The sequence below is a fragment of the Cellulomonas sp. URHB0016 genome, assembly GCF_054057935.1.
Genome location: NZ_JBSRZU010000001.1, coordinates 67246 through 87128, shown reverse-complemented (window position 1 = coordinate 87128; position 19883 = coordinate 67246). Strand labels below are relative to the sequence as shown.

18 protein-coding genes and 1 tRNA gene are annotated in these 19883 nt (G+C 69.4%); 6 read left to right on the top strand and 13 right to left on the bottom strand.

Annotation, left to right across the window (positions count from 1 at the left end; translation table 11 throughout):
• Window positions 1-37: 37 nt before the first annotated feature.
• From ACVW07_RS00405 to ACVW07_RS00390, 4 genes are all read right to left on the bottom strand, one after another.
• Window positions 38-424 carry an iron chaperone gene (locus ACVW07_RS00405; protein WP_456817320.1) on the bottom strand — a complete coding sequence of 129 codons (387 nt, stop codon included), beginning with the start codon at window positions 422-424 and terminating at the stop codon, window positions 38-40.
• A gap of 96 nt (window positions 425-520) precedes the next feature.
• Window positions 521-3868, bottom strand: a complete 3348-nt coding sequence (locus ACVW07_RS00400; RefSeq protein ID WP_456817319.1) for an ATP-binding protein — start codon at window positions 3866-3868, stop codon at window positions 521-523.
• Complete coding sequence (locus ACVW07_RS00395) at window positions 3865-4533, bottom strand: DUF4194 domain-containing protein (protein WP_456817318.1); 669 nt, start codon at window positions 4531-4533, stop codon at window positions 3865-3867. Before ACVW07_RS00395 ends, ACVW07_RS00400 begins: the two co-directional genes overlap by 4 nt.
• Window positions 4526-6013, bottom strand: a complete 1488-nt coding sequence (locus tag ACVW07_RS00390; RefSeq protein WP_456817317.1) for a DUF3375 domain-containing protein — start codon at window positions 6011-6013, stop codon at window positions 4526-4528. Before ACVW07_RS00390 ends, ACVW07_RS00395 begins: the two co-directional genes overlap by 8 nt.
• A gap of 260 nt (window positions 6014-6273) precedes the next feature.
• Here ACVW07_RS00390 and ACVW07_RS00385 point away from each other — a divergent pair, with 260 nt between their 5' ends.
• Complete coding sequence (locus tag ACVW07_RS00385) at window positions 6274-6465, top strand: hypothetical protein (RefSeq protein WP_456817316.1); 192 nt, start codon at window positions 6274-6276, stop codon at window positions 6463-6465.
• A gap of 481 nt (window positions 6466-6946) precedes the next feature.
• Here ACVW07_RS00385 and ACVW07_RS00380 read toward each other — a convergent pair whose 3' ends face one another.
• The 6 genes from ACVW07_RS00380 to ACVW07_RS00355 form a co-directional block, all read right to left on the bottom strand.
• Window positions 6947-7888 carry a hypothetical protein gene (locus tag ACVW07_RS00380; RefSeq protein ID WP_456817315.1) on the bottom strand — a complete coding sequence of 314 codons (942 nt, stop codon included), beginning with the start codon at window positions 7886-7888 and terminating at the stop codon, window positions 6947-6949.
• 285 nt (window positions 7889-8173) lie between these two features.
• A complete protein-coding gene (locus ACVW07_RS00375; protein WP_456817314.1) occupies window positions 8174-10207 on the bottom strand; it encodes a DUF1565 domain-containing protein in 2034 nt (677 codons plus the stop codon).
• Between the two features lie 124 nt (window positions 10208-10331).
• A complete protein-coding gene (locus ACVW07_RS00370) occupies window positions 10332-10886 on the bottom strand; it encodes a hypothetical protein (protein WP_456817313.1) in 555 nt (184 codons plus the stop codon).
• Window positions 10887-11030: 144 nt separating this feature from the next.
• Window positions 11031-11993 (bottom strand): carbohydrate ABC transporter permease, encoded by a 963-nt coding sequence (locus tag ACVW07_RS00365; protein WP_456817312.1) that lies wholly within the window; start codon window positions 11991-11993, stop codon window positions 11031-11033.
• Between the two features lie 9 nt (window positions 11994-12002).
• Window positions 12003-13055, bottom strand: coding sequence for an ABC transporter permease (locus ACVW07_RS00360; protein WP_456817311.1), 1053 nt, complete (start codon window positions 13053-13055; stop codon window positions 12003-12005).
• Between the two features lie 93 nt (window positions 13056-13148).
• Complete coding sequence (locus ACVW07_RS00355; RefSeq protein WP_456817310.1) at window positions 13149-14813, bottom strand: extracellular solute-binding protein; 1665 nt, start codon at window positions 14811-14813, stop codon at window positions 13149-13151.
• A gap of 677 nt (window positions 14814-15490) precedes the next feature.
• On the opposite strand from ACVW07_RS00355, the gene ACVW07_RS00350 reads away from it, so the two are divergent.
• Window positions 15491-16564, top strand: a complete 1074-nt coding sequence (locus tag ACVW07_RS00350) for a LacI family DNA-binding transcriptional regulator (protein WP_456817309.1) — start codon at window positions 15491-15493, stop codon at window positions 16562-16564.
• A 55-nt stretch (window positions 16565-16619) separates the two neighbouring features.
• On the opposite strand, the gene ACVW07_RS00345 is transcribed toward ACVW07_RS00350, so the two are convergent.
• Both ACVW07_RS00345 and ACVW07_RS00340 read right to left on the bottom strand, forming a co-directional pair.
• Complete coding sequence (locus tag ACVW07_RS00345; RefSeq protein WP_456817308.1) at window positions 16620-16934, bottom strand: type II toxin-antitoxin system PemK/MazF family toxin; 315 nt, start codon at window positions 16932-16934, stop codon at window positions 16620-16622.
• Window positions 16924-17157 carry a hypothetical protein gene (locus ACVW07_RS00340; protein ID WP_456817307.1) on the bottom strand — a complete coding sequence of 78 codons (234 nt, stop codon included), beginning with the start codon at window positions 17155-17157 and terminating at the stop codon, window positions 16924-16926. The genes ACVW07_RS00345 and ACVW07_RS00340 overlap by 11 nt, the downstream gene beginning before the upstream one ends.
• Before the next feature lie 327 nt (window positions 17158-17484).
• Between ACVW07_RS00340 and ACVW07_RS00335 the strand changes: the two genes are divergently transcribed.
• Window positions 17485-17673: a substrate-binding domain-containing protein gene (locus tag ACVW07_RS00335; RefSeq protein WP_456817306.1), complete on the top strand. Its 189-nt coding sequence runs from the start codon at window positions 17485-17487 to the stop codon at window positions 17671-17673.
• Window positions 17674-17738: 65 nt separating this feature from the next.
• The gene (locus tag ACVW07_RS00330; protein WP_456817305.1) at window positions 17739-18056 is read left to right on the top strand and encodes a beta-xylosidase family glycoside hydrolase; all 318 of its coding nucleotides are present in this window, start codon (window positions 17739-17741) and stop codon (window positions 18054-18056) included.
• Window positions 18057-18369: 313 nt separating this feature from the next.
• Here ACVW07_RS00330 and ACVW07_RS00325 read toward each other — a convergent pair.
• Window positions 18370-18452: transfer RNA gene (locus ACVW07_RS00325), tRNA-Leu, on the bottom strand.
• A gap of 157 nt (window positions 18453-18609) precedes the next feature.
• On the opposite strand from ACVW07_RS00325, the gene ACVW07_RS00320 reads away from it, so the two are divergent.
• The gene (locus ACVW07_RS00320; protein WP_456817304.1) at window positions 18610-19236 is read left to right on the top strand and encodes an AI-2E family transporter; all 627 of its coding nucleotides are present in this window, start codon (window positions 18610-18612) and stop codon (window positions 19234-19236) included.
• A complete protein-coding gene (locus tag ACVW07_RS00315; RefSeq protein ID WP_456817303.1) occupies window positions 19121-19831 on the top strand; it encodes an AI-2E family transporter in 711 nt (236 codons plus the stop codon). Before ACVW07_RS00320 ends, ACVW07_RS00315 begins: the two co-directional genes overlap by 116 nt.
• Window positions 19832-19883: the final 52 nt, after the last annotated feature.

Sequence of the window (19883 nt, the reverse complement as noted above, 5' to 3'; positions counted from 1 at the left end):
AGCGGCGACGGCGCCCGGCTCAGCGCCAACGCCCGGCTCAGCGTCCGCGCGCCGCCAGCACCGCGTCGACCTCGGCGATCCGGCCCTGCACGACCTGCCGCAAGGTCGCCTCGGAGAGCGGTGCGTCGGCCGTGAAGTGGAGCGTCGCCCCCGACCAGTGGCCCTCCGTGACCACCCTGGAGAGCGCCTGCGCGAGCGGGGGGCTCTGCAGGTGCAGGCTCAGGTGGTCCCGGGCGTGGGAGATGCTGACCAGCGGCTTGCCCCGGTACGTGATGCAGGGCACCTGATAGGAGATGACCTGCCCGGCGTCGGGGACCAGCGCCACGAGGGTGTCCCGGACCTCTCCGAGCGCCCGGGCGGAGTCGAGCGGCAGGGCTGCGAGGTACTCGTCGACGGTCGTCGAGGGCGCATCTCCGCGGGCCATGGGCTCACCGTAGGGGTCATCGCGATGCCGGGGCCAGATCCCCGTTCGCTCAGCACACGAACGGACGACCGCTCGGAGCCCGGCGAAGCCACGGACTCATCCCGTGACCGCAGAGTCGGCCAGGCCGGCAACCGGCTTGGTCCGCGAGCGGCCAGAGGCGTCCTTCAGCACCACGTACTTCATGTCGACGTGGGGCTCCAGCGCCCCGAACTTGTCGTTGGGAGCGCCGATCACGAGCTGGAAGCCGAGCCCACGCCACGCTCCGACGGCTCGGCCGGTGAACCGGGCGTCCGCCTTGATGAGCGCCTCGTCGAGGAACACCGGGGCGTAGCGGGGACGGTCCGCTCCGGCGTCGCCGAGCTGGTACCGCAGCGCGGCGCCGACGATGAACGCGACGAGCTCCTGTGACTCGCCACCGGACTTCTCACCGATGTGGTCGTAGAGCGCGACGTGCTGCCCCTCGAGGTCCACCTTCTCGGCGCTGAGCCGCACATGCCGGCGCACGTCCACCAGGTCGGCGAAGTCCGGGGCGGTGCGGCGGATGCGGTCGATGACCTTGGCCATCCGGACGTAGCGGCGCTCTCGCTCGGCGTCCGACGCCTCGGTGGACAGCACCTCGCGCAGGTCCCGCAGCTCCTTGCGGAACCGCGCGACGACGGTCGACTGGGTGTCGCGGGCGTCGATCCGCAGACGGTGCTCGTCGTCCGCGAACGGCAGGTCGGCGAGGATCTCGTTGACGGGGCGGATCCGCTCCTTGATCTCGCGCACGGACCTGCTCAGGGCGTGGTGCAGGTCCGTCAGGTCGTTCCCCGACAGCCGCAGGAGGCTCCTGCGCCACTCGGCCTCGAGGTCGTGGAGGCCGTTCGTCTCGAGCTCGGACAGGATCCGCGCGAAGTCGCCGTAGGACGACTCCGGGTCCGTGCCGAGGTTCGGGTCGGGCCAGCGCTCGACGAACGTCTCGAAGGTCCGGTGCAGGGCGTCCCGTGCCGTCCCGATGGTCTGCTGGGCCGCCTGCCGGTCGGACCGGAGCACCTCGCCCGCACGTGCCAGCACGGCGTCGAAGGCGTCCAGCGAGTCGCCCGGACCGTGCGTACCGAGCAGGCCGTCGAGATACGTGCGCTGTTGCGCTCCGACCGTCGTGCCCGCAGCCTCGGCCCGGTCGAGCGCCTCCTGGGCGAGGTCCACCTCGTCGCTCGTCGCCGACCAGAGCGCGCCGAGCGACTCGACCGTACCTTTCGTTCGCCCCACCTCCTCGGTCAGCGTGCGGATGGTCCCGTCGAGCTCTGCGGCCCGGCGCTGGAGCCGGATCACCTCCGGGTTGCCGGCCGTCACGTCGTCCACGACCTGCGCCCACCTGGCCTGCTCTGCCTCGACGGCGGCGACGTCCACCTGGTCCCACGTCAGGTCGACGAGCGAGCCGTACCCCCGGAGCGCGGTGTCGTGCCCGTCGAGAACCCGCTCGGCATCGACCACGCGACCTTCGGCGAGCTCGGCCCGCTCCCGCGCACGCACGACCTGCAGGTCGAGGTGCGCGAGACGACGGGCGTTGGTGAAGCCCAGGACGTTGGCCCGGTCCTGCCCGCCGTGGGCGCCGTGCGTCCCCTCCGACACCTGCCCTGAGCGGGTCAGCGCCCGGGCGTGCTGCGAGAGCTCCCCGGGAGTGTCGACACAGACGTACGCGAACCGCCGCGCGAGCTCGCTGCGGAGCCAGCCCGTGAACGGGCCGCCGCGGAAGTCGAGCCGCCCGGGCAGCGTGCGCGCGTCGAGCCCGATGTCGTCCCGCAGACCTGTGGGCACCCCTTCGAACTGGATCCGTCGGGCGGTCGGGACCGCGTCGATCGCCTTGCGGAAGGCCCCGAGGTGCGCGACGTCGAGCAGGATCCGGGTCGCGAACCCGCCGAGGGCAAGGTTGAACGCGTCGCGCCAGGGCTCGTGCTCGGTACGGACCTCCACGAGCTCCGCGACGAACGGCAGCTCGTCGGGCGTGAGCCCCGCCGCCTGGGCCAGGGCCGCGCGTGCGGCGTGCAGGTCGCCTGGGATGTTGTCCCGCCTCCGGATGACCGCCGCGCGCTCGGCCTCCAGGTCGGCCAGGTCGGCCGCCGCCTCCTTCTTCTCGGACATCGCGTCGAAGAGAGCCTGCCGGGCGGCCGCCTTCGCGTCCGTGTCCTGCAGGGCGACGCGTGCTCGGGCGACGAGGTCGGAGAACTCCGCCTCGGTCGAGACCGTCGTGCCCAGCGCAGATCGCAGCGCCTGGTCGAGCCGGTCCCTGACCCTCGTGACCTCCCCCAGCCGCACCCGCACGCCGCCGAGCTCGCGCTGCGCCGTGGCGAGCCGGTCGCCGCCCGACGACCACAGCGTCTCCTTCACCCCGTCGAGCTCCGAGGTCGCCGCCGCGATGCGGCCCGCGGTCTCGACAGCGAGGTGGCGTGCCTCCTGGTGGCGTCGCTGGAGGTCCTGCTCGACGGACCGCAGCAGGCCCAGCCGATGCTCGTGTCGCCACAGGGCGGCCGGCGACGTGTCGTCGTCGAACGTGCCGATCTCGTCGATGACGCGCAGCCGGTCGGCCGCGTCCTCGATGGCGGCCCGGTGCTCGCGGATCGGCTCCAGCGCCTTGACCTGCTGGCGCGCGGTGATCATCTGGTCACGTGTGCCGCTGAGCTTGTCGAACTGCTCGACGACCGCGTCGGCCGTCGCGAACGTGTCCGGGTCCTCGAGCACCATCGCCTTGTACAGCGCGTCGACCGTCGTGATCTGCTGCCCGGCCTGAATGCGACCGAGCAGCGCGACGGCCTTGCTGCCGTCCCCCGACGCACCGATGCCGAGGGTGGAGTACAACCGCGCGGTGAAGTCCCGGTCCGTGTCGAACGCGGTCAGCCCGGCGGCCGTCACCGCCGCACGGCCGAGCCGCTGCGCCGCCGCACCCTCGAGGTCGCGCAGGTCGAACGCGCCGTCCGCCGTCGCGCGGACCGGCACCACGTCGTCGAGGGTCCGGGCCGCGGACGGCACGTACCAGGCCCGCACCCCGGTCACCTCGGTGCCCGACTGGTCGGCCCACGTCATCGCGATCGCCGACCAGGTGTCCCGGCCGTCACCCCGCAGCACCCGCTGCCGCGTACCGTCCTCCGTGCGCGACTCGTCCACCTTTCCGCGCGCGTACGACAGGATGTTGCGCTGGTCCTTGCCGCGCGGACGCCCGACGACACCCCCGTTGGAGGCGCCGTTGAACGGCGTCGTGTGCGGCATGAGCAGCGCGATGTACGCGTCCATCAGCGTCGACTTGCCGGACCCGGAACTGCCGGACAGCAGCGTCGCGGTCGACGCCAGCCGCACCCGGTGGTGCCCGTCGTAACCGCCCCAGTTGACGAGCTGGAGGTCGCGCGCGACCCACTGCTGCCCCGTGGACGCGGCCGGGATCAGCCCGAACAGGGTGTCGATCATGGTCATCGTGCCGCCACCTCGACCGTGCCCGCCTGCTCCGCGAGCCACTCGCGCAGCTCACCGAGACGCTCGTTGCTGAGCACCACCTCGACCAGCGGCGTGACGCGGTAGCGGCCCTCGGACTCCTCCTCGACGAGCCCGTCCTTCGCGAGGCGCGTCACCGCCGCACGGATCTCCCGCTGGTTCGTCGCGACGTTCGTGTCGTCCGGGTCGAAGTACGTCAGCGCGGTGCGCTCGATCTCCTCGACGTCCACCCGCACCGACGTCTCGCCCACGCCCTGCTCCCGCTGGTACACGGTGCGCAGATGCACCAGCACGAGCGTCTCCGCCCGCGAGTACGCCTCGTCGCGCAGCAGCACCGGCACGTCGAGCTCCGCGGAGCGGACCTGACGCTTGTAGGCGACGCCCCGCTCGTGGTCGACGACGAGGTGGACGAACAGGTCGTGCAGGCGCGACTCGATGACCTGCTGGTTCTCCAGGAGCGTGCGCCACTGGGCGCGGTTCCGGTCGGCGAGCAGGAACCTGCGCTGCAGGAGCCGGACCAGCACCGTGCGCACGTCGCCGTCGAGCGTGCCGGAGTCCCCCGCGAACAGCTCGGCCGGGTCCTCCTCCATCGACACCGGGGCGATGAACCCGTTCTCCTGCTCGTCGGCCACGACGGTCTCACTCATCGATCGGTTCCTTCGTCGAAGTGGTGACGGCCGCCCGTGCGGTGACGGCGCCGAAGGCGAAGCGCCGGCGGGTGCCGTCGGGGCGGACGGCGTCGACGAACGCGACCTCGCCGGTCTCGGTCATGCCGCGTTGGTCGGCGATCTCGAGCAGGCCCAGCAGGTCCACCGGGCGCCGGAGCGCCTCCGGTGCGCTGCGGAACGCGGTGGCGACGTCCACGTCGCCGTCGAAGCCGGCGAGCAGCTCGTCGAGCTCCGCGTAGTGCGGGCCGCCCCACGCGCGCGCCTCGTCGTGCGACACGTCCGGGCCGGCACCGTCGTCGGCGTCGGGCAGCGGCGCCGGGGCCTGCGGGGGGCGCAGGTCACCCGGCGTCTGGCGGAGGTGGTCGACCTCGGCGACGGGCAGCCGCCGCAGCGGGTCGACCGGCTGACCGCGCCGAGAGTCCGAGATCCACGACTGCACGCCGGTCATCACGTCGCGCAGGAGCTCGTCGACCTGCCGGTCGCGCAGCGGGTCGTGGTTGCGGACCTGGGTCGTGATCACGTACGACGCCTCGCGCTGCGCCGCGAAGACGAGGTCGATGCCCTGCTCGATCCGGCGGGCGATCTCGGCGAGGTCGTTGCGCTGCTGCGGCAGGAGCCGGTGCGTGAATCGGTGCCGCAGCACGGTGTCGAGCTGCGTCGACAGCTCGTCGAGCCGCTCGGGATCGCCGATCAGCCGCAGCGCACCGGCGAACGCCCGGCCCTCGGTCGTCGACTCCATCACGTGCTCGCCACGCTCCAGGTACTCGCGCAGGACGTCGCCCGTCGGCCGCTCGTCCTGCCGCAGCGCCGTGACCACGTCGCGCTGCATCGCCCTGATCGACTCCGCGACCCGGGCGAAGTCGGCGGGCAGCTCACGCGCGAGATGCAGGACGTTCTCGGCCTCCTCGAGCAGCTGCTCGTCCTCGACCTCCTCGACCACGCCCGTCCGCTGGACCGTGTCGAGCTCCTTCTGGAGCCACCTGATCTCCGCGTCGAGCCGCGCCATCCGCACCAGCGCGTCCGGGTCGGCGTCCTGGGCGAGCCGACCCACCGCGTCGAGCATCGTCCGGAGCCTCGACTGCGAGACGCGCGCGCGGGCGCCGCCCGCACGGCCCGCGACCTCCAGCGCTCCGACGGCGTGCGCCGAGAGGCGGTACACCTCGACGTCGTCCTCCAGCACCTGCCGCACCAGCCAGCCCGCGTCGGCCCACTGCCGGCACAGGTCGCGCGCGGAGCCGACCGGGAGCCCGTCCTCGTACCCCGCCGCCCGGAGCTGGTCGAGGGCGTCACCGACCTCCGTGTGCGCGTCGGCAACGGGCACGCTCGGGCGCTCCGCCGAGAACACGGCGGACAGCAGCGACACGACGAGCGGGGCGTACCGCTTGTGGAGCAGGTCCAGCATCGGGTTCTGGAAGGCCCGGACGGCGCCCAGGTACGCCGCTTCGGCACGAGTGATCATCGCCGCACAGCGTAGGTGGGCCGGGACGGTGCTCGTGGCACCGGCACCGACCGCGCGTCGCCGCTCGCGAGCGTCCTCGCCCGGCCGGCGCCTGAGCGGCCACCGGCGACCCGCAACGCGGTGCCCGTGACGTGCGGGGTATCCACCGCATGAGAGATCGCTCCTTTCACCACAGACCGGGCACATCGGGGCGAAGTTCCCGATAGAGTCCCGCGCGACTGCTGGACGAACGACCAGGTGGACGCCCGAAGGAGGATCCGATGACGGACCACGACAACACCGCCCCGCATGGGCTGTCCGAACGCAACCTCACGCACGCGTTCACGGACCCGAACCCGTTCCTCTCGGAGGACCGGACGCTGCACCTCGCGGTCGGCGCTGCACTGATGCAACGCGCCGTGAACGCGATCCCGGACGACCAACCGGGTCCGGCGGCACCTGGCCTGCACTGAGCCATCCGGTCCGGCACCACGCGACGGCAACATGGATCCGGGCGGTCTCGCTTGCACCCAGTGCCGGCACCGCCCAAGAAGCCACTCGACCCCCACGTGCCCCTCGGGGCAGGTCCGTCAGCGCGCTGGTGAACGGCCGCAGGCAGGCGACCAAGGTCTCGACGGTCAGCCGCGGACGTCTGGCCAGACGATGACCCGAGCGCCGCCCGGCAGAGCTGTCCGGCGGGGCGGCGCAGGTGAGTCCCCCGCGCCGACGGCCACCCGAAGCTCGCCCAGTGGTGTGGCGATCGAGACATCGGCGCGCATCGGCTCATCGTCTCGGGCCCGCGCGGCGGACAGCTGCCGCACACACCGGCTGCCGGAGGCCTCGCACAGGCGGCGGTCGTCTCGCTGGTCAACGGTCTCGCGCTTCCGCCTCCAGGGACGCTGTGAGCCCATGGGCTCACCGACCCGCACGGACCCACGAGCCCCGACGCGCGCCCTAGTGCTGCGCAGAGCTCTCGACCAGCTCGTCGTCCTCGACGAGCTCGACGTCCACGGTCTCGTCGGAGGCCTGGTCGGCCGATCCGTCGGCGCGTCCAGCCTTCGTGAGCTCGAGACTGGACAGGTGCTTCTGCAGCTTCTTCGACATGGGGAGGAATGTGCCCAGGGTCAGGGCGCCCGAGAGCACTGCTCCGACCACTGGGATGACTTTCGCGACGCCACTGGCGAAGATCTTCTTGGTCATCGAAACACCGAGATATCCCGCGACCTTCTTGACGATGGGGTAGACGGCACCCTTGGTGAGCGCCTGCTGGGGGAGCTTCTTGACTACCTGTGCAGCGATCATCGCCGACACCTTGGAAACGCCACTCTGAGCGACGTTGACACCGGCCATCACCCCCACGAACAGGGTAAGAATGCCCTCGGTGGCCTCGTCCATCTTGTCACCGTCGGCGAAGAAGTCGGGCCAGCTGTAAAGGTACGCGAGCTTCTGCGAGACACGGAGCATATGGCCGACGTACTGCGCCATGTCCGCCGGCACCGTTCCAACCATCCAGAGGCCACCTGGGATGCCCGCGGCCGTCGAGATCGCGGTCACCTTGCTCGTCTCGTACTTGATCGAGGTGTTCGCCGCTCTCGTGATGACGGCGCTCGCAACGCCGGCGGCCGCAGGGCTCGTCGTGATGGCGCGTTGGATCTGCTCCTGGGTGCAGTAGCGGCCGAGCGCCGATCGGAGAAAGGCCGCACGGTTGATCCGAACGCCCGGGAGCCTCGCCGCCGCGTCGAGCACCTGGCCAAACTTCGATCCCGCGTCGTCGGACTCGCCACCGTGGGCGTCGGGCGCGTCGGGCCGCACAGCGTTCGTCGACATAGAGATCCGTTCCTCACTCACGTCCAGGTGGCATTGCGGCCGGGGTTCGGCGACCACGAGAGCCGCCACGGTGCAGTGGTGATTCCGCGTCGGGCGAGAAGATGACCCCGTCGCTGTGGCGTCCTGCGCACTCCCCGCTCGCTCGATCGACACACGCGCCCGGATCTTGACGCGAACCGACCTCGAGGATTGTGAGCAGCCCACCCGTCATCGGCGTCCGGAGACGGCCATCCCGTCCGGAGTGTTGACGTTCTCACCTCCGGACCATGGCTCTCATCCATCTCTCCTCTGACCGGGGACCGAGTCACCAGGAGCGTCGACACGGTCATCGAGGCGACACGCACGACCTGACGCTCACCGGCCCGGACCCGGTGCGGCAAGAATCCGAGTCGCGGGTGCCGATACGGCGAACGGCCCGGGCACGACCTGGTCCCGTGGGATCCCGAAGGCATCGGCGCTCAGGTCCAGATCGGACCCGTCGGGATTGGTGTAGGGCATCTCGGCCTGGTAGCTCGTCCCGAGGCGCGCGGTCGTCACCGGGGCGACGACGTCGATGTCGTCCGCGTAGCTCACGTCGACCCGGACGGTCCCGGCTTCGGCGTCGACCACCTCGACGCGCACCGGCGACGTGCCGATCACGAGGGCCGTGGGCTCCGCGCGGAACGGCTCGGCGCCGTCCGCGTAGAGGTTCCCCTCGATCCAGACCGGGAGCCGTGGCCCGGCCAACGCGCTGCCGTGCTCGTTCGGGTACTCCTGCGACGTCGGGTAGGCGTCGTACTGCGAGGTGCCCACAGGGGTCGGCACGAAGGTCGCCTCGCCGGGCACGCCGTCCATGTCGATCGCGCCGGACCAGAAGCTGGCGAGCTCCGGTTCCGCCTGTCCGTCCGACTCGGTGCCCTCGCCGGTGGCGCGGTCACCGACAAAGACGTTGTTGTAGAACCGGTTGTCGCCGCCGAGGATGTTCGAGACGCCGTAGACGGCCGTGGAGTGCGGGACGTGGTACGGGGTGTACCGCTGGTGCTCCGTGCAGTTCGCGATGCGACCCGCGACGTAGTTGTGGACGTAGGCGCCACCGGTGGACATGTCCTTGACCGCCCACGGCGACAGGAAGAGGTTCGAGTCCACGAGGTACGGGCCGTGGCAGACCTCGACCATGAAGTCCTCGGCGGTCGAGGCGTAGAACACGTTGCGCCGCACCAGCGTGCCCTGGGCCTGCCAGTCGAGCCACAGCGCGCGGTGCGTGTGATGGATCGTGTTTCCGCTGATGACGGTGTCGATGGCGGCGTGCAGCTTGATTCCGGCCACCTCGGCGCCGTGCCACTGCCGCTTCACGTGGATGCGCGAGATGTGGTTGTCGGCGATGGTCGAGAACGCCGCCCCCAGGTGCCCGACGACGCCGGCCTGCTCGCAGTCCCGGATCGTGTTGCGGCGCACGGTGTGAGAACCCACGTGGTCCCGGTGCCACGGGTGCGGCTCGCCTGCGCCGGGCCCGCCCAGGACGAGCGCCCGCTGGATCACCTCGCGCTCGCGCTGTGTGCCGCCCTTGGCGCCGTCCGGCCCTGCGGCCGCCTCGTTCTGCCCGGTGCTGGCCTCCTTGCCGAGCGACACGCCGACGTTCTTCGAGTCGGTGATCGTGTTGTCCTCGATCACCCAGCCCTTCGACCAGTGCGGGCCGATCAGACCCTCCTGCAGCGCGGTGGGCGGGGCCCACTGCGTGGCGGCCTTCGTCAGGGTGAACCCGCGCACCGTGACGTAGTCGATGCCCGTCGCCGTGGGCCAGAGGACGAAGGTGCGCGCATTGATCTCGACCTCGTGCGCGGCCGGGTCCGCGCCACCGAAGTTCGCCCAGATCGTCGTGACGTCGTCGCCGACCTCGCAGTACCAGGTCAGCAGCGAGCCCTCCGGGTCGAACGAGTCCGGGGTGACCTCGGGGTGCTCGACGCCGCCGAGGGTCAGCGACTCGTACATCGACCTGCCGTCAAGATACACCTCGCCCGTGTGCCAGGTGTTGACCCGGTCGAAGAACCAGTCGCCGCCGATGCGCTCCGCGTACGGGTTGCGCGCCCCGAACAGGGCGTTCGGCACCTCCGTGACCCAGACGCGACCCTCGGCGCCGGGGTGGGGGCGCCAGTCGGTGACCACCTCGGCACCGGAGATCGTGACGGGCTCGAAGCGCCCGTCCGGGCCTACCGCGGCCTGGTAGGTGATCGGCGCGTCGGCCGTGCCGCCGCGCGGTGGGTTCACCCACTCTCGGTACACGCCTTCATGCACGGCGACGGTGTCGCCCGGCATGGCCGCCTGGGCGGCCCGGTTGATGGTCCGGAACGGGGCGTCGGCCGACCCGTCAGCACGGTCGGAGCCGGTGGTGGTGACGTGCAGGATGGTCACGACAGCGCCTTTCGTCGATCACTGGAGTCGTGTGGTTGAGAGCGCCTCTCGTACGAGGCCCGGGAGAGCGTCGAGGGTCTCAGCGGCGGGCCCCGAGACAGCTCAGGTCGACGGCGAAAGAGCGTCAGACCTCCGCGTCCTCCTGCTCCGGTGGCACGTACCCCCGGGCGACGAAGAACCGCTCGAGCAGGTAGCACCACCACAGGAGGATCAGGCCGGGTGCCACGAACACCGCGGGCATGAAGTTCCAGATGGCGACGCCCGCGAGGACCACAGCGATCCCGAGCAGGAACGTCAGGCTGGGCGTCGTCAGCCCCAAGGTGAGCCCGTTGCGCACCTGTCGCCAGGTGGGGTTGGTGAAGCGGGCTGCGAGGGGCAGGCACCAGAAGACCAGGAGCAGGAGGAAGAGTCCGACCACGAGGAGCGGGACCAAGACCCCGGCCAGCCCCAGAGTGGGCAGGTAGGAGAGCGTGAGGATGCCGACGGCCGCGACCGGGACGGCCAGCAGGCCGATGATGGTCGCCTGCCTCCAGCTCTGCCGCAGGGCCAACGCGCCGACGGCCCAGAGGCCCGCGTCCTTGCCCAGGACGTACCGGCGGCACACCTCGTAGGCGACCACCGTCCCCGCTCCCGCCGTCACGACGAGGCCCAGGCTCACCAGCCAGAACAGGCTGATCACGATGACGGTGCCCAGCGAGTCCAGGACGCGCCACAGTCGCGACGCGGGGTTGAAACGGAGGATGGTCGGGGCCTCTCGGTGTGCGGAGCTGCGGGTCCCTGAGGACGGGGCCGGCCTCCCCCGGTGTGTGGGAGGCCGACGCCATCAGCCCTTCACGGAGCCGATCGTGAGACCGCCCACGAAGTGCTTCTGCAGGAACGGGTAGACGAACAGGATGGGGACGGCCGCCACCATGGTGATCGCCGACCGCAGCGCGATCGGTGTGGTGAGCTGCCCGCCGCTTCCCACAGAGGCCGCGTTGCCCGCGACGTTCGCGGAGTTCGCGCCGGCGTTCATCGAGCTCGCCAGCAGCTTCTGCAGCTCGTACTGCAGGGTCGACAACGCCTGATCGCCCGAGTTGTACAGCAGGGTGTCCAGCCAGGCGTTCCAGCTGCCGACGGCTACGAACAGACCCACCACGGCCAGCGTGGGCTTGCACAGCGGCATCACGATCTGCCACCACGTGCGGAACTCGCCCGCGCCGTCGACCCGTGCCGACTCGGTGATCTCGTCGGGGATCGACTTCATGTACGTGCGCAGGATGATCAGGTTGAACGCGCTGATCATCGTCGGGACCCAGTAGGCCTGGAAGCTGTTCAGCATGCCCAGGTCCCTGATGAGCAGGTAGTTGGGGATCAGCCCGGCGTCGAAGTACAGCGTCAGCACGAAGATCAGGGTGATCGAGCGGCGGAAGATGAACTCCTTGCGGCTGAGCGCATAGGCGAGCATCGAGGTGAACAGCAGGTTCGTCGCCACGACCACGACGGTCTTCAGGACGCTCATGAAGAACGCCTGGTAGATCGTGTTCATGTTGAGCACGACCTCGTAGTTCTTCAGCGAGAAGACCCGAGGCCAGATGCCGATCCCGCCACGGACGGCGTCCTGGCCCTCGTTCAGGGAGATGGCGAGCGTGTTCAGCAGCGGGTAGATCATGAGCGCCGCGAGGGCCAGCAGGAAGGCCGTGTTGAGCGACGTGAAGATGATCCGCTCGGGCGTCCACCTGCGACGCGGTGACCTGCCTCGTGACACGCGCCGCGCCAGAGGCTTCACGACAGAGGTGCTTGACATGAAGTCCTCCTAGACCAGCGTCTCTTGGTTGAAGCGCTTGGCCGCTAGGTTCGCCGAGCCCACCAGGATGATGGCGACGATGGTCTTGAAGATGCCCGCGACGACGGCGAGGCTGTAGTTGCCGAGCTGGTAGCCGTAGCGCAGCACGAAGACGTCGATGGTCTCGGCCCTCTCGGAGATCAGGCCGTTGCCGAGGAAGTACGGCAGCTCGAAGTTCGTCGACAGGATCCAGCCGCTGTTGATGATGAGCAGCACCACGATCGTGGGCCTGATGCTCGGGAGCGTGATGTTGAACATCTTGCGATAGCGGCCTGCTCCGTCGACCTCGGCGGCCTCGTACAGGCTCGGGTCGATCGCGGTGATCGCGGCCAGGTAGATGATCGTGTTCCAGCCCAGCTCCTTCCACAGGCTCGTCCCGGCGACGATCCCCCAGAAGTCGTTGGGCTCGGTCAGGAACAGGACGGGTTCGTGGACGAGTCCCAGGCTCATGAGTGCCTGGTTGATGAACCCGCCGGAGGAGGGCAGCGAGAGCGCCACCGATGCCAGGCTCGCCACGATCACCCAGCTGAGGAAGTGGGGCATGTACGTGATGTTCTGCATGATCCGCTTGAACGGACGGTTCTTGACCTCGTTCAGCAGCAGCGCCAGGACGATGGCCCCGACGGTCCCGACGGCCAGGCTCAGGACCGACTGTCCCAGCGTGTTGACCAGGACCCGGCGGAACCGTTCACCGTTGACACCGGTGAACAGGTCGACGAAGTTCTCGAAGCCGACCCACTTCTGGTGCCAGATGCTGCCGCGACCCGGCTTGTAGTCCTGGAAGGCGATCGCCCACCCGTAGACCGGGACGTACTTGAACAGGATCTGGTACATCAGCAGCGGGACGGCCATCACGAGCAGGGCTCGCTGCGCCCAGACCTTGTCCCAGGTGATCTTGCGCCGGGGACCCTTCGCTGCTTTCTTTCGGGCCTTGCGGTTGGGGGCACGCGAGCTGCTCGCGGGCTCCAGGACCGGTTCGAGCCCGGTGGCGGTCACAAGGGTGACGACCGGTGCGTCCGTCATCTGTCCAACCTCGTCGTCAGGAGCAGTGAGTGGTGAGCGAGAACGCCTCGTGGTGGGGGGCGCACGCCCCCCACCACGACTGCGCGCGGACTGTTACCAGTTTTCCAGACGGTCCTTGATGCCGGCGTTGACGGCGTCCTCGTACACCTTGACGTCGATCTTGTGGATGGCGTCGACGTACGCCTTCCAGCTCGCGTCGAAGTCGGCAGGATCACCGGCGATGATCTTCGGCAGGTTCTGCACGTTGGCATCGGTCAGCTGCTGGTTGACCTGGTTGGCGTCCTCGGAGAGCCCGATGTTCCACGCCGGGTAGTACTTGGGGTTCTCCGGCTGCGGGTTCATGAACTCGAGCCAGGTCTTCTTGCCGTACTTCTCCATGACGTTGCGGTCGTAGTCGGTCAGCGTCGCGAAGAACTCGGCGGGCTGGTCGTCGGGGCTGTAGGCGTTGCCGTCGGAGAACTGACCGTTGTGCTTGGGGAGCACGTCGAGCAGCGCGTCGAGACGGTTGGAGGCACGCCAGGTGATGTCCTTGGAGTTGACCCGCTGCTCGTCCGTGCGGGAGAACATGCCGTCGTCACCGACCTGGTAGTCCTCGCCCTCGACACCCCACGAGAGCACCTTCTGCCAGGGCTCGCTGAGCATGACGTCCAGGAACTTCAGTGCCTTCTCCGGCTGCTTGCTGGAGACGGAGATGCCGAACCCCTGGTTGGTGTTCATGACGGGGCGGTCGGCGTACCAGGGCTTCACCCCGTCGTAGACGGGCATGAGGGGCACGTAGGTGTACTCGTCCTTGCCGGCGCTCTGCAGCGACTGGGTGGCGGTCTGGAAGTCCCAGCCCTGGTCGTGCATGCCGAGGACGGTGCCGGTGGCCAGCTTCGCGGTGTACTGGTCGTACGACAGGGTGAAGGACTCGCGGTCGACGAGACCCGCCTTGTACTGCTCGTTGAGGACCTTGTAGAAGTCCTTCGCGACGTCCTTGTCGGCGTAGATCGACGCGTGGTTCTTGTCGTCGACGATGACGCCACCGTTGTTCGGGGAGCCTGACAGCAGCGCCGGCGGGTTGGTCATGCCCCACTCACGGCCCGTCGACGCCAGAACCTCGAAACCGACGGTCGGGGCGCCGTCTGTCTCGGGGTTCTTCGCCTTGTAGTCCGCGATGAGCTGGAAGTAGCGGTCGAGCGTCATGTTGCTGAGGTCCGGGTAGCCGGCGTCCTCGAGCACACGCTTCTGGATCCAGAACGCGGGACCGAAGTAGGTGCCGCCCGTGGGGTCGCCGTAGAAGCGGTTGTAGTTCGGCAAGATGTACAGGCCCGGGTCGACCTCGTCGCCCGAGTAGCTCATCTTCTTGATGTCGTCCTCGACGTGCGTGGAGAGGTTGGGGTAGTCCCCGGTGGCCAGCATGTCGTCCAGGCGCAGGAGAGCGCCGCCCTCGAGGAGACGCATCTTCAGGTCGGTGGTGCCGACGAGGTCGGGGTACTGACCGCCCGCGAGCATGACACCGATCTTCTGGTCCACGTTGTCCGGAGTGACGATCTCGTACTTGAGGGTGACACCCAGCTGGTCCTTGAGCAGCTTGGTGATCTTGTTGTCGGCTGCCGGGGCCTGCTGGGCCGACGTGATCCAGGTCGTGAGCGTCGTCGGGTTGCTGGGGGTCAGCGTTCCTGACTGGTCAGCCAGATCGCCCGCGGGGATGACGGCGTCCTTCGAAGGGGCCTCTTCGGGGGCGCCGGAGGTACATCCGACAAGTCCCACTGACACTGCCGCAACCAGGGCAAGAGCTGACAACTTCGTTCTTGCGGTACGCACCGAGGTCTCTCCCTTGAGATCAGTTCCGATCATCCTTGACTGGAACGTGCACATCGGACGCGACGAGTTGGGGCTTGCGTCCTCATCCCGAGCGGGATTTTAGCGTTAAAGTAGAGACGCCGTCGCGAGCAGTCAAGCCCTCGAACGTCTCGAGATGATCACGGCGACGTCCCGGTACCGCCGTCCGTGGCGGCGTGGGCACCCAAGCCTGAGCCTCGACCTCGACACCTTGTGGTCCGGCGGACCTGCGACCAGGGATGGCGCTCGACGGCCCGGAGACCCGCTGCCGCTGCGTGGCCGCCGGCGAGCACGCCCGGGAGCCGGCTCGCTCGAGCGCCGCAGGACCCTCCATCAGCTCTCCGGCATCGCCTCGACCGCCGATGCGACAGGTGCCCGGCTCGAGACCTTCGTGGCCCGCGCCGACGGTGTGCTCGTCTGCCGTGCCACCGGCCCGTCGACGGCGGTGCCGAGCGTGGGCAGCTCGCACCCCGCCCTTCGACCTGCCCGACAACCAGCCGGGACGTGTCAGGCGGACGGTGTCGCCACGCGCCGGGAGGTCGCTCCAAGGCGCCCCGAGGACCCCTTGCAGTCGTGCGTTTTATCGATATATTGAGCACGCTTCCGGCGGCGTGGCCGGGCCCTCCGGGTTCGACGAGCGCACGCTGGACCTGCTCGATGTCGCGGGAAGGCGGATGCGCATGGTGAGGATGGCGGACGTGGCCAGCGCGGCCGGCGTCTCGGTCATGACCGTGTCGAACGTCCTCAACGAGCGCCTTCCCGTCGGCGAGCCGACGCGTGCCCGGGTCATGGCGGCCGTCGAAGCCCTCGGGTACGAGGTCAACCTGACTGCGCGCCACCTGCGGGCCGGACGGACCGACACCGTCGCCTTCGTCGTTCCGAGCTTCCACGACTACTTCGGCGAGCTCGCCGACCAGGTCGCCCCGCTGATCGAGGCGGAGGGGCGTCACCTCGTCCTCGAACGGACGAGCGCCAGCGCCGAACAGGAGATGGAGGCGCTGAGCGTCGCGAGGCTCCAGATCTACGACGGCGTCCTGCTGTCCATCGCCGGTCTCGACCTGGAGCAGCTGGGGCGCGTCCGCACCTCCAAGCCGATCGTGCTGCTGGGCGAGCGCGACGTTCCCGGTCACCTCAACCACGTGCGCCTGGCGAACGAGTCAGGTGCCCGCCTCGCCACGGCACACATGATCGAGCGCGGATCGCGCCGCATCATTGCGCTCGGATGCTCGTTCGACGCCGCACCCATGATGACCACGGACCGCCGCATCGGGTGGGAGCACGCGTGCCGCGAGGCCGGCCTCGCCGCCGATCCCGCCTACGTCGTGCCCATCAGCGACTACACCTCTCTCGGTGCTCGCGACGCCATGCTCGAGGTCATCGCCTCCGGGCTGCCCTTCGACGGGGTCTTCGCCGTCACCGACATCGTCGCCCTCGGGGCGCTGTCCGCCCTGGCAGACAGTGGGCTTCGCGTCCCCGTCGACGTCCAGCTCGCCGGGTTCGACAACCTCGACATGTCACGCTTCATCCCTCCGGGCATCACGTCGGTCGACGCCAACCACGAGGGCGTGGCCGAGTCGGCGGTCGGACTGTTGCACCGCCAGATGTCGGGTACGACCGGCCCTGCCGAGCACGTCGTCGCACCCGTCCGCCTCGTGGTGCGTGGATCCACCCGCGGCAGCGCCTGACCACACGCAAGCGAGCGGCTCCTGTGCCATGGATGTCGACGAATGGCGCGTCGCACTAGATGTCGAGGACGAGACGTAACGCTGCGTCGACGGCGCGTAGCTCGTCGAACCGCAGGTTCCCTACCCGGTCGCCAAGCCGGCTTGGGTCGACGGCGCTGGTCTGCTCCACAAGCACCAGGGTGCGCTCGCCGTCGACCTGGACTGCGGGTCGGAACGTGGCATCGCGGGCGGACGTCGACGTCGGTGCAACTAGCCATGTCGAGAGCACGTCGAACCTGTCCGACTGCACTACGACGGCGAACCTGTTGCGCGCCTGCTCGTGCCCACGGGCGCCTCGCGGCGCTCGGAGCTCGTAGACATCACCACGCACGCAGCGTCTCCATGTCACGCAGCACGCGCGCGCTCTCGGCCCGATCCTCGGGGTCAGCGGCCAGCGCTTCGACCTCGGCGCGCAGTCGAGCGTGTGCGTGTCGTGTGGCGGCCTCCATCAGTGCGTCCCGGACGGCAGCGGAGACCGGGGTGCCGTCAGAGGTGAGCTCCTCGAGCGCGAGTCGGGTGTCTGCGTCGGGTCGGAACGTGATGGTGTCTGCCATGACAACAGCGTCTCACATGGCGTAAGACACGAGGGCTGCACGGCACCCGTCGCGTCCGCACCTCCAAGCCGATTGTGCTGCTGGGCGAGCGCGACGTTCCCGGTCACCTCAACCACGTGCGCCTGGCGAACGAGTCAGGTGCCCGCCTCGCCACGGCACACATGATCGAGCGCGGATCGCGCCGCATCATTGCGCTCGGATGCTCGTTCGACGCCGCACCCATGATGACCACGGACCGCCGCATCGGGTGGGAGCACGCGTGCCGCGAGGCCGGCCTCGCCGCCGATCCCGCCTACGTCGTGCCCATCAGCGACTACACCTCTCTCGGTGCTCGCGACGCGATGCTCGAGGTCATCGCCTCCGGGTATCACGTCGGTCGACGCCAACCACGAGGGCGTGGCCGAGTCGGCGGTCGGACTGTTGCACCGCCAGATGTCGGGCAGGACCGGTCCTGCCGAGCACGTCGTCGCACCCGTCCGCCTCGTGGTGCGTGGATCCACCCGCGGCGGCGCCTGACCACACGCAAGCGAGCAGCTCGCCCCCTCCCCCACGTAGTTGCCCAGCCAAAGGAGACCAACCCCGTGAGCACCCCTCTGCCTCCGGCCGGCTACTGGAACACGGCCGACGCCGCTGCACTGACGACGTCGGACGAGAACGTCTGGAACAAGTCGAGCCTCGGGCTGCCGTGGCAGTGGAACCACACACCGGACAACCGGTGGTCGCTCACCGACCGGCCTGGCCACCTGCGGCCGACCACGGGAAGCATCGCGTCAGGCACCATCGACGCCCGCAACACGCTCACCCAGCGCACGTGCGGGCCGGCGGGCGCCGCGGCGATCTCGCGGGACGTCTCCGGGATGAGGGGAGCGCCGCCTTCACCAGCGCTCACGTGCCGCTGACGGCCGAGACGGTCCTGCTCCGCGTGGATGTGGACTTCCGGGACGCCGCCGACCGCGCGTCGTCCGCGTACCCGCTCGACGGGCCGTCTGGACGCCGATCGGCGACGACCTGGTGATGGAATGCAGCCTCGAGCACTTCACCGGGTACCGGTTCGCGATCTGCTGTTACGCCACGGCCGAGACCGACGGGCATGTGGATATGTCGACTGGTTCCGTGTCGGCGACGACATCGACGGGACAACACGACCTACGAAAAGTGCCCCTGCACTGCGTTTCCGCAGTTCAGGGGCACTATCGTCGCTGTCTCAACGAGTGTCCGGAGGGGGACTTGAACCCCCACGCCCTTTCGGGCACTAGCACCTCAAGCTAGCGCGTCTGCCATTCCGCCACCCGGACGAGTGGACCGTCAGGAGCCCACAGACTCCCTCAGGTGCGGCATGAAAGATAGCACGGTGCGGCGCACGGGCATGCATCGGCCCGGGAGGGCAGACTGGCGCGTACGGCACCCGGCACCACCGTGGCGGCCGCCACCTCGCAGACAGCCGGGAGCCCGATGTCCGACCTGACCAGCACCTCCGGGAGCCGTCCTGCGGCCGCACGGAAGGTGGCGGGGGCACGCCGCAACCCGAACGCGTACGGCATCGAGCACACGGCTCCGCGCTGGCTGCGGAGCATGGCCGGGGTCTCTTGGCGACTGCTCGTCGTGGTCGCCGCGGTAGGGCTGATCTTCTACGCGACCTCCAGGGTCCAGCTCCTGTTCATCGCTCTGTTCCTCGCCTTCGTGTTCACCGCCGTGCTCCGCCCGTTCGTCGAGCTGCTGTCCCGGTTCATGTGGCGTGGGCTCGCGACGGCGCTGTCGATCCTCGGCGGGATCCTGTTCTTCGTCGGGTTGCTCACGTACGTCGCGTACTCGATCGCGAACCAGTGGCAGGACCTCACCGAGCAGTTCAACGACGGCATCGGGCAGATCACCGACTTCCTGGAGAACGGCCCGCTGCCGTTCAAGATCACGAACGAGCAGATCGCGCAGTGGTTCACCAACGGGCAGGCCTGGGTCCAGGAGCATGCGCGGCGACCTGGCGGGCCAGGCGGCCGCGGGGGCGGGGTCGGTGGTCGAGGTCTTCACCGCCCTGGCGCTGGCGATCTTCTGCACGATCTTCTTCCTCGCGCGCGGCCGTGAGATGTGGACGTGGTTCCTCAACCAGCTGCCCGTCCGTGCGCGCGACACGTGGAAGACCGCCGGCGGGGCCGGCTGGTACACGTTCTCCGGCTACACGCGGGGCACCGTCATCATCGCGGTCACGGACGGGATGCTCGCGTTCATCCTGCTGACGATCCTGCAGGTGCCGCTGTCCGCGCCGTTGGCGGTACTGGTGACGATCGGCGCGTTCATTCCCCTGGTGGGCGCGCCCGCCGCGATGGTGATCGCAATGATCGTCGCGCTGGCCGCGAACGGGCTGCTCTCCGCGGCGCTCGTCGGGGCAGGCATCGCCCTCATCGGCCAGCTCGAGGGGCACGTCCTGCAGCCCTTCGTGATGGGCAAGCAGGTGTCGCTGCACCCGGTCGTCGTGGCGCTCGCCGTGACGTGCGGGACGCTGACCGCCGGCATCCTCGGTGCGATCATCGCGGTGCCGCTCGTTGCGGTGGTGTGGGCGATCTTCTCCCGGCTCCGCACGCTCGACCCGCCGATGGACGAGGACGAGGCGGACGACGAGGTCGAACCCGTCGACGACGCCGAGCAGATCGAGGACGGCGAGGTCGTCAAGGAGCGCTGACCGTTCCTTCCTCGGCCTGAGGCGGTCGCCGGGCACGTCTTTCTTGGCGCGT